10 protein-coding genes are annotated in these 14,091 nt (G+C 62.9%); 4 read left to right on the top strand and 6 right to left on the bottom strand.

Annotated elements, in window-relative coordinates; all coding sequences use genetic code 11:
- On the bottom strand, positions 1-211 hold a 211-nt coding region (locus tag GCN75_RS10655; protein WP_152282494.1), incomplete at its 3' end, for a DUF4880 domain-containing protein.
- Positions 208-735 (bottom strand): sigma-70 family RNA polymerase sigma factor, encoded by a 528-nt coding sequence (locus GCN75_RS10650; RefSeq protein WP_193317451.1) that lies wholly within the window; start codon positions 733-735, stop codon positions 208-210. The genes GCN75_RS10650 and GCN75_RS10655, both read right to left, overlap by 4 nt.
- Positions 736-1,065: 330 nt before the next feature.
- Here GCN75_RS10650 and GCN75_RS10645 point away from each other — a divergent pair, with 330 nt between their 5' ends.
- Positions 1,066-1,632 carry a YceI family protein gene (locus GCN75_RS10645; RefSeq protein ID WP_152282492.1) on the top strand — a complete coding sequence of 189 codons (567 nt, stop codon included), beginning with the start codon at positions 1,066-1,068 and terminating at the stop codon, positions 1,630-1,632.
- 129 nt (positions 1,633-1,761) lie between these two features.
- On the opposite strand, the gene GCN75_RS10640 is transcribed toward GCN75_RS10645, so the two are convergent.
- Positions 1,762-3,570, bottom strand: a complete 1,809-nt coding sequence (locus GCN75_RS10640; RefSeq protein ID WP_152282491.1) for an NAD(P)/FAD-dependent oxidoreductase — start codon at positions 3,568-3,570, stop codon at positions 1,762-1,764.
- A gap of 143 nt (positions 3,571-3,713) precedes the next feature.
- A complete protein-coding gene (locus GCN75_RS10635) occupies positions 3,714-4,856 on the bottom strand; it encodes a sigma-54-dependent Fis family transcriptional regulator (protein WP_152282490.1) in 1,143 nt (380 codons plus the stop codon).
- A 233-nt stretch (positions 4,857-5,089) separates the two neighbouring features.
- Between GCN75_RS10635 and GCN75_RS10630 the strand changes: the two genes are divergently transcribed.
- The 3 genes from GCN75_RS10630 (at position 5,090) to GCN75_RS10620 (ending at position 9,600) form a co-directional block, all read left to right on the top strand.
- Positions 5,090-6,580, top strand: a complete 1,491-nt coding sequence (locus GCN75_RS10630) for an alginate export family protein (protein WP_193317450.1) — start codon at positions 5,090-5,092, stop codon at positions 6,578-6,580.
- Positions 6,581-6,608: 28 nt separating this feature from the next.
- A complete protein-coding gene (locus GCN75_RS10625) occupies positions 6,609-7,937 on the top strand; it encodes a serine hydrolase domain-containing protein (protein WP_152282488.1) in 1,329 nt (442 codons plus the stop codon).
- Positions 7,938-8,058: 121 nt separating this feature from the next.
- The gene (locus tag GCN75_RS10620) at positions 8,059-9,600 is read left to right on the top strand and encodes a CHASE2 domain-containing protein (protein WP_152282487.1); all 1,542 of its coding nucleotides are present in this window, start codon (positions 8,059-8,061) and stop codon (positions 9,598-9,600) included.
- Between the two features lie 2 nt (positions 9,601-9,602).
- On the opposite strand, the gene GCN75_RS10615 is transcribed toward GCN75_RS10620, so the two are convergent.
- Together GCN75_RS10615 and GCN75_RS10610 are read right to left on the bottom strand one after the other, a co-directional pair.
- Positions 9,603-10,742, bottom strand: coding sequence for a hypothetical protein (locus GCN75_RS10615; protein WP_152282486.1), 1,140 nt, complete (start codon positions 10,740-10,742; stop codon positions 9,603-9,605).
- A gap of 571 nt (positions 10,743-11,313) precedes the next feature.
- A complete protein-coding gene (locus GCN75_RS10610) occupies positions 11,314-14,091 on the bottom strand; it encodes an Hsp70 family protein (RefSeq protein ID WP_152282485.1) in 2,778 nt (925 codons plus the stop codon).

Below are 14,091 nucleotides of genomic sequence, written 5' to 3'. Positions count from 1 at the left end.
GGCTGAAGGCGGCCACGCGCTGCGCGGGCAGGCTGGCGAGCAACGCGTCCGTGCGGGCCAGCGCATCCCAGGCGTGCTGGTGGCGCGCATCGGCCGCCAGCCAGGCGTGCAGCGCCGCCAGTTCCGGCGCGGCCAGGCCCGCATCGTGGCGCAGCAGCCATTGCGCGGCCTGGAAGTCGATCTCGTCTGCCGTGGAAGTTGTCTGTGTCATGCGCTGTCTTTTCCAGTCACGCGGTCGGGCAAGCCTTTTTTGCAGGCCAGCATGCCGTTGATGATATGTTTTTCCACCATGTTGACGGAGATGCCCATCTGGGCGGCGATTTCGATCTGGCTCAGGCCATCGAATTTGTACAGCGCGAAGGCCTGGCGGCAGCGCGGCGGCAGCGATTCGATGATGGCCAGCAGCCGCTCCATGGTTTGCCGGTCGTGCAGGCGCTGCTCCGGTTCGTCGGCGCGCGGGGCGCGCAGCTGCAGCTGGGGCGTGTCGATGTCGTCGTGGGGCCGGCGCTGGTGCAATCGCTGTTCGTCGATGACGATGTTTTTCGCCGTCACGTACAGCAGCGCGCGCTGGCCGCTGTCGGGCGCCGCGTCGGCGCGCAGGGCGGGGGCGCCCCCTTGCGGCTCGCGCGCCAGGATGCGGGCATAGGCTTCCTGAACCACGTCCTGCGCCTTGTCGCGGCAGCCTGTGGAGCGCGAAATCAGGCGCAGCAATTCCTGGTAATAGCGTTCAAGCACCGCGCGTTTCCCCGTGATCAAAGCGCGCCATGATAGCAAGCCCATCAAATAATAACAAGAATCATTCTCATCTATGGCATGCGGTCCCGTTGGATAGCGCTGGATATTTTTGTCAACACGGACAATAATCGGCAGCAGAAGGCGCTGTTGCGGACAGTATGGGCGTTATTATCGATTTTTTCGATGCTAACTAGGTATATTTTCCGTTTTACATCGATCTTCATGCCATGCATAATCTGTTGCAACTGAAGCCAGACAACCGGCCGCCCGCATCTTCGCCGGCAGCCGGTTGCGGTTTTGACATCCTCCACTCCCTGTTAGGAATCCACAATGAAAAAACTGCTCGCTTTTATCGCCGCCGCCGGCTTCTCGCTGTCCGCCGTTGCCGCTCCTGAAGTCTATGTCATCGATGGCAGCCACACTTTCCCCCGTTTCGAGTACACCCACATGGGTTTCTCGACGCAGCAGAGCCGTTTCAATAACACCACCGGCAAGGTCACCCTGGACCGCGCCGCCAAGACGGGCGCCGTCGAAGTGCTGATCGACACCAAGTCCGTCGACACGGGTTCGACCCTGTTCAACTCGCACATCCAGGGCGAAGACTTCCTCGACACGGCCAAATACCCTGTCGCCACCTACAAGTCGACCAAGTTCAATTTTGACGGCGACAAGCTCGCTTCCGTGGAAGGCAACCTGACCCTGAAAGGCGTGACCAAGCCAGTGACCCTGACCGTCACCTCGTTCACCTGCGCCCCGCACCCGATGCTGAAAAAAGACGCTTGCGGCGCCAACGCCACGGCCAAGATCAAGCGCTCGGAATTCAACGCGGGCAAATATGCGCCAGCCGTCAGCGATGACGTGACCCTGACGTTTGCCATCGAAGCGATCAAACAGTAATTTATAACCCCGACATCTGGACTGCCGGGGTCGGACCCTGAGGGTCCGACCCCAGTACTTGCTCCTGGGGTGAAATGGAAAAAGCGGCGGGCCAGGGCCCGCCGCTTTTTTTTGGCCAGCGAATCAAGATCACGCCAGGTGATGCACCTGCTGCTGCCCGTACACGGGCGTAGGCAGTCCCTCCATGCGCGCCTTCAGCTGCAGCGACAGGTACTGGGAATAGTGGCGCGACTGGTGCAGGTTACCGCCGTGGAACCACAGCGCCTGCTGCTGCGTGGGCTTCCACATATTGCGCTGCTCGCCTTCCCACGGACCGGGATCCTTCGTCGTGGCGGAGCCCAGTCCCCACACCTTGCCCACCTTGTTCGCTACTTCCGGCGAGATCAGGTCGGCCGCCCAGCCATTCATGGAGCCGTAGCCGGTGGCGTACACCACCAGGTCGGCCGGCAGTTCCGTGCCGTCCGACAGCACGATGGAATGGCTTTTCAGTTCCTGCACGCCGACGCCGCTTTTCAGCTTGATCTTGCCTTCCGCGACCAGCTCCGAGGCGCCCACGTCGATGTAGTAGCCGGAGCCGCGGCGCAGGTATTTCATGAACAGGCCGGAATCGTCGTCGCCGAAATCGAGCATGAAGCCCCGTTCTTCCAGGCGCGCATAAAAGTCCGCGTCGCGTTCGCGGATGGCCTTGAAGACGGGTTTCTGGAAGTCGGCCAGCAGCTTGTACGGGATCGAGGCGAACGTCAGATCGGCCTTCGCCGTCGTCATGCCGGCCGCCAGCGCCCGTTCCGAATACAGGTCGCCCAGCGCCAGGTCCATCAGCGAATCGGACTTGACGATGTGCGTGGACGAGCGCTGCACCATGGTCACGTCCACGCCCGCTTCCCACAGGGCGGCGCAGATATCGTGCGCGGAATTGTTCGCGCCGATGACGACCACCTTCTTGCCGACATACGCGTCCGGACCCGGGTGCTGCGACGAGTGCTGCTGCTCGCCCTGGAACACGTCCATGCCCTTGAACTTCGGCATGTTGGCCTTGCCCGACATGCCCGTGGCCAGCACCAGCTGCTTCGGCTTCAGGGTGACGGCCTGGCCGTCGCGCAGCACTTGCACCGTCCACTCGCCGGCAGCTTCGTCGAAGCTGGCCGATTCGCATGAAGTCGAGCCCCAGTAGTTCAGCTCCATCACCTTGGTGTACATTTCCAGCCAGTCGCCCACCTTGTCCTTGGGCGTGAAGACGGGCCAGTTGTCGGGGAAGGGGATGTAGGGCATGTGGTCGTACCAGACGGGGTCGTGCAGGCACAAGGACTTGTAGCGCTTGCGCCAGCTGTCGCCGGGGCGCGCGTTTTTCTCGATGATGATGGTGGGGACGTTCAATTGCCGCAGGCGCGCGCCCAGCGCGATGCCGCCCTGGCCGCCGCCGATGATGACGCAATAGGGCTGGCGCGCGTAGCCCAGTTCCCTGGCATCCTGCTCGCGGTGCTCCAGCCAGCTGCTGCGGTTCGTGCGCGCGCCATGTTCGGCGCCCATGGGCCGGCGTGCACCCTTGGCTTCCTCAAAACCCTTCAATTCGCTCATGGTGGTGAGCAGGGTCCAGATTTTTCCGTCGCGGATGCGGATGAAGCCCACGCCGCGCGCCGCGCCCGTTTCCACCGTGATCCAGCTTTGCAGCACGCCGCCGGCCTCGCTGGCATGTTCGCCGTCGGCGATGCGCATCGTTATTGGCTGCACGGCGCCCAGCTGCGCGGCCAGCATGGCGGCGATCTGTTCGCGGCCTTCCAGAGTCTTCAGGTTCCAGGTAAACAGCACCAGGTCGCGCCAGTAGCCGTCGCTTTCAAACAGCTGCACCGCGCCCGTGCTGTCGCGGGCGCGCAAGGCACCTTCGAGCTGTTCCAGGATGCCGGCCACGGCCAGGTCGTGCGGGTTGGTATCGGTATGCATCGTGTCTCCTCCAAGTCTGCTGACTTTATGATGGGATGCGGCTGTGTTGCCGCTGACGATGTTGTAACACCGGCGTTTTGGCGCCGCATCCTGCAGCGCAGCATGGCGGTAATTGAGACGGAAGTCTCAGCTGTCCGGACAGCTTACTGCCGGTGCGGCGGCACGATTTTCAGCTGCTTGAGGCGCCGGTACAGGGTAGCGCGCGAGACGCCCAGCATGGCTGCCGCCTGCAGCGGGCGCCATTTGGCGGCGTTCATGGCGTGCACGATGCGCGTGCGTTCGGCCAGTTCGGGCGGCGAGTATTCCACGCCTGCGGTAGCCGCCGTTGCGTCGCGCGCGACGCGCGGGCGCGTGCTGGTCTGGCGCAGCGGTGCGCGCACGCGGGCGTGCAGCCAGGTGCTGCCGCCGGCCAGGCGCAGGGACAGCAGGTTGTGTCCCGCGCGCGCATCGAACAGGCGCTCGGCGCGCACGTCCAGCACCTCGGCGACGGGGCGCGGCAGACTGGCCAGGCCTGCGATGACGTCGCGCGCACAGCGGTTGGCGGCGACGACGTTGCCATGTTCGTCGATGGCGAGCAGCATCTCGGGCTGCACTTCCACGAAGTGGCGGTTGCGGTGCGCCAGCAGGATGCAGCAATGGCCGTAGGACTTGAGAAAAAAGCCGTCCTCGATGAGGGTCGCGCCTTGCCGCACCAGCTGCTTGACCAGGCGCTGGCTGTCGCGTGCGTCGGGCGAGCGCAATGCCGAGGCATCGAGCACGCCGATCAAGTCGCCGTGCGGCGAAAAAATGGGTGCTGCGCTGCACGTCAGGCCCGTAAACGCGGCGCGGAAATGGTCGGTCTTGTGCACCGTGATGGCTTCCTGGTCGAGCAGCACGGAGGCGATGCCGCACGTGCCTTCCTCTTCTTCCGACCAGCACGAGCCCGGGTACAGGCCCGCCTTCTTGAAGTCCTTGCGCTGGTCCGCATCGACCGCGTAGTCGATGGTCACGCCGTGCGCATTGGCCAGGATGACGCAGTAGCCGGCTTCGCGCACCATGGCGTGCAGGCGCGGCAGGCATTGGCCCGTGGAGCGCAGGAAGCCTTCCTCGGCTTGCTGGATGGCGCGCAGCTCGGTGCCCGTCAGGATGCGCGGCCCCGTCGTCGAGGCGGGATCGAGCCGGTAGTCGTCCAGCGAGCGCCGGTAGGACGAGGCCAGCCTGGCCGTATCGGCGCCCGGATTGACGATCCTGCCCGCGATCAGGTCGCGCACGCGGTCGATATGGCTGGTCTGGCGGACGTAGGGCATGGCGCTCTCCAGTGGCACGGTATCTGGTGTTTTGAGGGTGTTTCGCTTGTCGTCTTCGTTTTTAGCACGAAGCGCCGGAGGACGCATCCTGCGTTGCAGCATGGCGCGCGCGTGAGACGTTTGTCTCAAGACGGGCGCCCGCACAATAGGATGCTTTAAAACAATAAAAAAGAGCATCTCTGATAACATCCGCTTCAATATACAGTCAGCTATCGCAAGGGATACCAATGGCCATGCAAGCGATGTTACTGGTGCGCCGTGCGCTCGCGCTGGCCTTGCTGGGAGGGAGCGCCGCCTGCGGCGCCGCCGGCCAGCTCGATCCCGAAGGCCAGAGCAGCCTGGAGAGGGAAGTAGCCCGGCGCGCTGCCGTCGAACCGGACATCGGCGCCGGCTGGCAAATGACGCGTTCCGTGGAAGCGGGCGTGCAGGTCGCCGGCGAAAGCAATCTGTTCTGGAAACTGTCGAATACGCCGGCGCGCAATCCCGACTTCGATTTCAATCCCTACTGGTACGAGTTCTATGTCAAGCCGGCGCTCGGCTTCAAGCGCAATCTGGGCGACGGCAAGCAGCTGTATGCGCGCGCGTCCGCCGTCGCTTCGGGCACGGCGCGCCACGACCCTTTCGGCGCGGGCGATACGGGCCGCATCTCGATCGAGGAATTCGTCGCCGGCATCCGCATGCCGATCGGCGGCACGCGGGCCGTGCTCGATGTGTCGGCCGGCGCGCAGAATTTCACGCTGGGCACGGGCATGCTGATCGCCAATGGGGGCTCGAACGGCTTTGACCGGGGCGCGCTGAAACTGGGGCCGCGCAAGGCCTTCCAGAATTCCGTGGTGGCCAGGGTGAGCCAGGATGCGTTCAGCGCCCAGGCGTTCTATCTCGATCCGAATGAGAACCCCGACAACGATTCGGGCACGCGCGTGGTGGGCGTTGACGTCAGCTACGCGCCCGCGAACGACCGCAAGGCCGGCATCGCATACGGCAAGGTACCCCGCTCGCATGCCGCGTATCCGCAGGCGGCGCCCGGCGGCATCGGCGCACCGCTGGCCGTGCCTGACGGCCGCAAGGATTTGCAGTTCGTGTATGGCTACGCGCGCGTTCCCGTCTTGCCCTCCGTGCTGCCGAAAGGCTGGTTCGGCATCGACGCCACGCGCGAATGGAATACGCGCGAGCCGATGCGGGCCTGGGGCTGGCGCACGGAAGGGGGCTTTTCGCTGCCCGACGTGGCGTGGACGCCGAAGTTTACGCTCGGCTACCAGAGTTTTTCCGGCGACGACCCGCACACGGCCCGCAACGAGCGCTTCGACCCGCTTTTCTTCGAAGGCACGCCCGGCGCCTGGGCCTCGGGCAGCAAGGCGACCTGGGTCTTCGTCAACGCCAACGTGAATGCGCTGCAGGCCACCATCGAGCTGCATCCGACGCCGAAAGACACCGTGATTGCTTATCTGGCCCAGGTGCGGGCCAACCAGATGGGCAGCCCGCTGCAATTCGGCCAGGCCACGCGCCTCGACGTTCCGGGCGACGCGCCCGTGGTGATCGCCGGCGTGCTGCGCCCGATGCTGGCGAACGATGTCTTCGTCAAATACGTGCGCGTGGTGAACCCGAATACCTACCTGACCCTGGGCTTTAGCGCCTCGTTTGCGCAGTCGGGAGTAAACCAGCTGGTGAACGGGCAGGCCAGGACCTGGACGGGCTGGCTGGCGAATGTCGTATGGGTCTATTAAATATTCTGTTTATCAAGGAGAGCATCGCATGAACGATTTTCCCAGCATGAAACGCCTGGCCATGGGCGCCGCCTGCCTGGCGCTGGTCGCCAGCGCCCATGCGGCCGAGACGACGGCGCCGCTGTCGGCGGCCGCCAGCGACCCGGCCGCATTGAAATGGATGGTGGGCGCGCCGCCGCCGGCCGATAAAATCATCCGCTTCGACGATGGCAGCTATTTCACCTTCCCGCAGCTGCGCTGGAGCGTGTCGCACTTCCGCCAGCTGATGCCGACGGTGAGCGTGGCGCGCGGCCTGAAGGCGCCCGTGCCCCTGCAGCGGGCGCTGCGCAACGATATCGACGGCTTGCGCTTCACGCCCCTGGGGGCGAAGGACACGATGACGTGGGAGCAGTCGCTGGGCGCCAACTACACGGACGGCATCGTGGTGCTGCACCGGGGCCGCATCGTGTATGAACGCTACCTTGGCGTGCTGAAGGACAGCGGCCAGCATGGCGCCATGTCGGTAACGAAGTCCGTGATGGGCACCATGGGCGCGGCGCTGGTGGCCGAAGGCAAGCTCGATCCGGACAAGAAAGTGGCCGACTACGTGCCGGAACTGGCCAGATCCGCGTTTGGCGACGCCACCGTGCGCCAGGTGCTCGACATGACCACGGGCCTGAAATTCAGCGAAGACTATGCCGATCCGAAAGCGGAAGTGTGGCAGCACGCGGCGGCCGGCAATCCGCTGCCCAAGCCCAAGGACTACACGGGGCCGCGCAGCTATTTCGAGTACCTGCAAACGGTGCAGCACGAAGGCCGGCATGGCGAGGCGTTCGGCTACCGCACGGTCAACTCCGACGTGCTGGGCTGGATCATTGCCCGCGTCACGGGGCAGAACGTCAACGACTACCTGTCCGAACATATCTGGCAAAAGCTGGGCGCCGAGCAGGATGCTTACATGAGCGTCGATTCGACGGGCACGCCGTTTGCCGGCGGCGGCTTGAGCGCGGGCTTGCGCGACCTGGCCCGCTTCGGCGAAATGCTGCGCAACGATGGCCGCTACAACGGCCAGCAAATCATCCCCCGGGCGGCCGTCGCCGATATCCGCCGCGGCGGCGACAAGCAGCTGTTCGCCAAGGGCGGCTACGACCTGCTGCAAGGGTGGAGCTACCGCGACATGTGGTGGGTCACGCATAACGACCATGGCGCCTACATGGCGCGCGGCGTGTACGGCCAGCGCATCTACATCGATCCGAAGGCGGAAATGGTGATCGTGCGCTTTGCCTCCACGCCGACGGCAGCCAACGCGGCCAACGATCCGACCACCACGCCCGCCTTCGAAGCGCTGGGCAAGCTGCTGCTGGCCAGGCCGAAATAGGGTGCCAGGCTGACCCTTGCCAGCCGTGCGGCGGAACGGGCACAACTGCAATACACTGTCCTTTCGTCATCACTTGTTGCTTGAGTGATAATTTACTCGTCGCACGCAAGGAGCAGGCACCGTGGAAACCAGCCAGCCAGACCAACCGCGCCCGCCGCTCTGGCGGCGCCTGCTGTGGCCCGTCTCGCGGGTGGGGTCCGCCTTCAAGCTGACGGGCACGCACCTGCTGCACCACGTGATCGGCGCCAGCCTGATCGCCGCGCTGATGCTGGCGCTGGAAGGCTTGCACGTGCTCGAATGGCTCGATGCGGCCATGTTGCGGGCCAGCGCGGAACATGGGCAGCTGCTGAACCGGGGCAAGGACCCGGGCACCGCCTACCGGCCCGGCATCATCGAAATCGACCAGCCCGCGTTCGAACAGATCTTCGACGAGCGTGAACCGCTGGAGCGTTCACGCCTGGAGCAATTGATCGCCAGCGCCGCCGCGCACGGCAGCCAGGTGCTGGCCATCGACCTGGACCTGGCGCCCGCCGTGTACGAACAGCACAAGGCGGGCGAGCGGCCGCTGGACCGCCTGCTCGACCAGCTGGCCGCGCATGGCCGGCAACTGGTGCTGATCCTGCCCGAACAATCGGACCGGAATGCGAACCTGCCCTGGATACGCGCGCGCTGCGCGGCAGGCATCCATTTCGCCAGTCCGCAAATTCGCGAACGCATGGGTGCCGTCACGCGCATCGAGCTGAAAAGCCCCGTGCTGGCGGCCGTGGCCTTCGAGCTGGCGCACGGCGCCGACGAACAGGAGCAGAAGCAACCGATGCCGGCCGTCCTGTCCGAGCAAAAGCAAGGGCTGGCGCTGGCCGGCCGCGTGTGCCAGCTGGCCCGGCGCACGAACAGCGAAAAGGAATTGGCGCGCTGGGCGTTCGAACCCGTCATCCAGGGCGACGCCAGGGCAGCGGCCGAACAGAATGCCGTCACGGCGCCGTTTCACCCGGCCGCCGTGGCGCCCGCATTCCTGAACCCCACGCGCACGCGCGTCAAACTGATCGATGGTCAGGCCGGCGTGGCTGCCGGGGCCCTGCGCAAGAACGTCGTGTATATCGGCAGCACCTACGACGTGCGCGACCGCTATACGACGGCCGAAGGCGAGCAGGCCAGCCTGCACCTGCATGCGGCCGCCCACACGTCGCTGGGCATCGGCACGGCCGACGTCAACAAATATGCGGTGTTCGTGGCCGACATCGTCATCGGCGTGCTGCTGGGCTGCCTGTTCGGCGGCCTGTGGACCTTGTACGGCCGCGCCGAGCTGGCCATCGACAAGCGCATGGAAGACCACGATTTCAGCCGCCTGCACCGCATGGGCACCCTGGCGGAATTCTATGGCATCCGTCTGATGCTGGTGCTGGTGTGGGCCTCGCCGTTTGCCATCGGCGCGCTCGCCATCTATTTGTCGCGCGGCTTGCTGGAGCAGGGCTGGTGGGTCAATCCCGGTCCCCTGATCGCCGGCATGTTCCTGCACGCGATGTCGCTGCGCGACGAAGCCCACCATCCGCACAAAGAAGTGCCGGGCCTGTCCGTGTGGGCCCAGCTGCGCCGCACGCATCCCGGCATCGTGCTGGTGCAGGCGCCGCTGGCGGTGGTGCTGCTGGTGGTGGCGCTGGTGTAAAGTTAATTACTGAATTCACGTAGATCACCAGGTACAGTCGCTACACAGTTTAAGGTGCTTGATTTATCTATCTTATTTCGTTTTTTTGACGTCGAATTGGAGAAGTCAATGAATTCCAATGGCTCATTACAGATCAGTTTTGTTCCTGCAAAGCTGTAGCGAATATAGGCTGAAATCGTGCTCAATTCGCCATCCGATCTTGTTTCTATATTTGTATTTTTTATTATTTCTTTAAGCTCTGGTTTTAGTATTTGAAATTTCTTTTTATTGTTATTGTATATTTCTGTGCTTTCCAAAAGTATTTTGGATGCGGGAGTAAAAATCAATACAAGGAAAAATGTTGAGTAGATGAAAATAATTGATGTATTTGCCAATACCTTAATTAAATTATGTGCACCGGTATTTGTTTTTCGCAGCATTAGATACATCAGGCCTGGAGCGAGCGTTGCAAGCGGAATGAATAATAACGTTATTGTTTTATTGCTTATTTCATTGTTCACATTTGCCGCATAATGAGACATGATTCCATCAAAGAAGAATATCGGAAAAATTATTCCAAATATTGCAAAATTTGACATTAAAATAACTGCCAGTGTATTGGCGATTTTCCATTTTCTGCTATGTGTTGCCGAGGTTGAATTTTCTAATTTATCTGATTTTACGTATCCATAAAGAGATGTCGTTATGATTGGAGCGATAAATATCCAAGCATAGGCTTCGTCTATATATGGACTCACGTTTATTACGGCCAGCCAAGAAATAAGTGCTATCAAATAAATGGTAAAAATTTCCTTGTTAATTTTTTGATTTTTATCAAAATAAGATAGGGTGATTCCCATGAGTATCGATGGTGTTGAAAGAATGAATAAACTAATTGTGCTCAACGATACCGCTGCCAGAACCAGAAAGGTGAGTCCCGTCCCTGTCATGGCTGATTCATAAAATAATCCGCTCCATTGGATATGTTTTAAATACATCCAGAGGAATAATCCGGCAAATGCCAGCGATAGGGGCGGCGCTACTCTCCATGCGATGTCAAGTATGTCTTTTGTTATGGATAGCCAATTTTTGATGGTTTCCTTTTTTGTCGGCGGGATTTTGTTTTTCGATTTGAAGTTAAGTATTTTATTTTGCGAAGTCATTTTTATTGGAAAGGTATGGGGCGTAAAATGGTATGATAAATATCATGGTATGGTATTTAAAATATTTAAGTATTGATATATGTCATGAGTAAGATGGTTGGATTGAATGAATTTGTGACTTTTAGGTATTTGAATACGATTCTTTCATGGCGTAAACGAGTTACCATTTTTTGTGGTTTCGGCAAGCCATAGACACCTAAAGATGCTTGCACTAAATTTTGGATGATTTTCCGGCGATGTCGGCTTCTGATGCAGACAAAAGCTTATCTTGGTGTTTCATTACCCCGGCTGAGACATTTGGCTGGAAAAGCCAGGCACAGCCTTGAACAGCACACGGTAGCGGCAGTGAAAAGGGGGCTGCGCGGGATTTTAATATTGTTGTGATGGAAGCGCAGTCATCATGGAAGAAGGAGGGGCCGCTTGTCGCTGCTCCTGGCGTGTGTTAGATAATATATATACATGCTTGGACTGCCAGATGGGAGACGTGGGGATATGCGCGTCGCACCGCACGTATCCCAGAATTGTGCCGCTGTTGTTGGCACTGGCGTAGGCAGGCTACGATTGAAACTAATCAGCCGATCAGCTTTAAGCCCGGCGGCAGCGCCTCGCCCAGCATGCGCCGGGTTGCCGCTTCGTCCAGTTGCGTGACTTCGCTGACCATGGCATGCCACTGGGGCGGAGCGCCGACGGCTTTCAGGCGCGCCAGCACCGTGGCGCGCAAGTCGCCGGTGATGTCGCGCGAGCGGTCGCCCGTCATGCGCGCCAGGTGGGCGGCGGCAAAGGCGGCCGGTTCGGTCTTTTTCCAGTCCAGCGCCAGCAGCACGGCGAGCCACTCGGCCACGGTAGCGCTGTCGACCACTTCGTGCGCGCTGCCGTGGAAAGGCTGGCGCGCGCCGACCCTGGCCAGCGCCCACAGGGTATTCGTGTCCGCCGTATCATCCTTCTTGCCGGTCTTGTCCAGGCGTTTCAGCAGCCAGGCGCCCACTTCGGCCTTGTAGGCGCCAGGGATGCGCTCCAGCGAGGCGCCCAGGCGCAGCATGTCGTCGTCGCTGCCGTTGACGAGGGTGACGGGGCGGCTGCCCCGCTGCGCCGCATCGGCTTGCAGGTTGAAGGCGAAATCGTCGAGCAGGCGCAATTGCTGCTCCGAGCTCAGGCCGCCGGCCACCCGGCGCCACAGGGTCCACCATTCGGCGCACACCTGGCTGTCCTTGTGGTGCTGCACGCCCGTGTCGAACATCGTCCACAGCTGCTCGATGCGCCACGGGTCCAGCGCGTCGCCATAGCCGGGACGCAGGCAGTAGCCGGCCAGGTTCAGCCAGACCCGCTCATGCTCGGCAGAGCGGCGCCGGCCGCGGGCACGCAGCATGAGGGCGTCGAACAGCTGGCGCAGCAGCGGCGTATCCCAGCTTTCGCGCCCGCCCAGTCCCCGTTCCAGGTGCTGGCGCAGCTGGCGCACTTCCTTGGTTTCGACCTTTTGCGCCTTGCCGCCGAAGATGCGCTCGATCTTCTCGATGGCTTCCTTGACGCGCGGCGGCACGGTAGACGTTTCGGCGGGCGCTTCCTCTTCGCCACGCAGCTGGAATTCCAGCAGCCAGCGCTGACTGGCATCGGCTGCGGCCACGCAGTGCACTTCCAATGTCCCGACCTCGGTCATGACGGTGGCAAGCTGCACGGTGATGTCGCGCTTGTCATTGCCGCCGTCCCTGGCGTGCAGCACGCTGGCCAGCGGCGGCAGGCGCAGGTAGTCGTCCGCGTCCAGGTCGACGATGTCGCCCAGTTGCGGCGGCGTGCCCGTTTCCGCGATCGAGGACGCCAGGTGGAAGCGCACGGGCCGGCCCACGCGCAAGGCGAACAGGCGCTCCGTCAGGCGGATTTCTTCGCCGCTGGCGCTGCCGCGGGGCAGGATGCACACGGCGCGCCGCTCCTTGCCCGCCTCGCCCAGCACGAGGAAATAGCTGCGCGGCGAGCCGCCGCCGATGCGCGGCGCCTGGCCGCGCCGGGCCAGCGCATAGGCGACGGCGCCGCGGGCCACGGCCACGTCGGGATTGTCGTTGTGCAGGATGGTGAGGGGCGCGCCGCGCCAGTGCGCCAGGGTTTCGGCCAGGCGGCGCGCCAATGCGTCGGCGCGGAACACGCCGCCATTGAGCAGCAGGGTGTCGGGCAGTGCGCCCGCATGCTGTTGCAGAAAGCTGGCCAGGTGGCGAGTGATGGCCGCGTCCTGCGCATACGGCAGGCCGAATTCGACGATGCCGGCGCGGCCTTTTTTCGCCGTGTCGCCCAGCGCCACCTTCGGGAAGAAGCCGTCGACCACCATGGCCGCCACTTCCTCGCGCGCGAGGTCAACGGAACGGCTGCCGCCGATCAGGCGCGATCCCGCACCCAGCAGGGTGACGGTGGTGGTCTCTGGCGCGCCGCTGGAGAGCAGCAGCTCCTTGGCGGCGCGGCAGCGTTCCATCAGCTGCGACAGGCGCGCGGCCGACAGCTTCATGCCGCCTTCGCTGCCTTGCGCCATGCGCGCTTCCACCAGGTGGGCCAGCGCCAGGTCCATATTGTCGCCGCCGAGTATCAAATGGTTGCCCACGCTGCTGCGCGTGAGCTGCGGTTCGCCATCGTCGCCGAAGGCCACGTCGATCAGGCTGAAATCGGTGGTGCCGCCGCCCACGTCGCACACCAGGATGCGGCGCGTATTGGCCAGGTCCGCGCGCAGGGTGGCGCGCCGGCGCTGCAGGAAGTCATAGAAGGCCGCCTGCGGCTCTTCCACCAGCCGCAAGGCGGGCAAACCGGCCATGCGGGCCGCTTCCAGGGTGAGTGCGCGCGCACCCTCGTCGAACGAGGCGGGAATGGTCAGCACCAGTTCCTGCTGCGCCAAAGGAGCGTGCGGGAAGCGGTGGTTCCACGCGGCGCGCACGTAGGCCAGGTAGCTGGCGCTGGCCGCCACGGGCGACACCCTGGCCACGTCGGTATCGGCGCCCCAGGGCAGGATGGGCGCCTGGCGGTCCACGTTCGCGTGCGACAGCCAGCTCTTGGCGCTGGAAACGAGCCGGCCCGGCACCTGGGCGCCCAGCCGGCGCGCCAGCGCTCCGAGCACGGCATGCTCCGGGTCCTGCTGCGGCCAGGGCAGCTGCAAGTCGCCCGCCGCCAGTTCGCCGGCAGCGGGGTGGTAGCGCAGGGACGGCAGCAGGGGGCGTGCGCCCACTTCGCCGGGAGCGACCAGCTGCTCGATGGCGAACAGCTCGATGCCCGCCTGCGCATTGGCCGCATCGGCCGCATTCGCATAGGCGACCACCGTATTGGTGGTGCCCAGGTCGATGCCGACCAGGAAGGCCGGCTTGCCCGCTGCGCTGCGCAT

Source organism: Janthinobacterium violaceinigrum (genome assembly GCF_009208555.1).
GTDB lineage: Bacteria > Pseudomonadota > Gammaproteobacteria > Burkholderiales > Burkholderiaceae_D > Janthinobacterium > Janthinobacterium violaceinigrum.
Note: the sequence above shows the minus strand (reverse complement) of the source record. Positions and strands in the feature narration are given on the sequence as shown.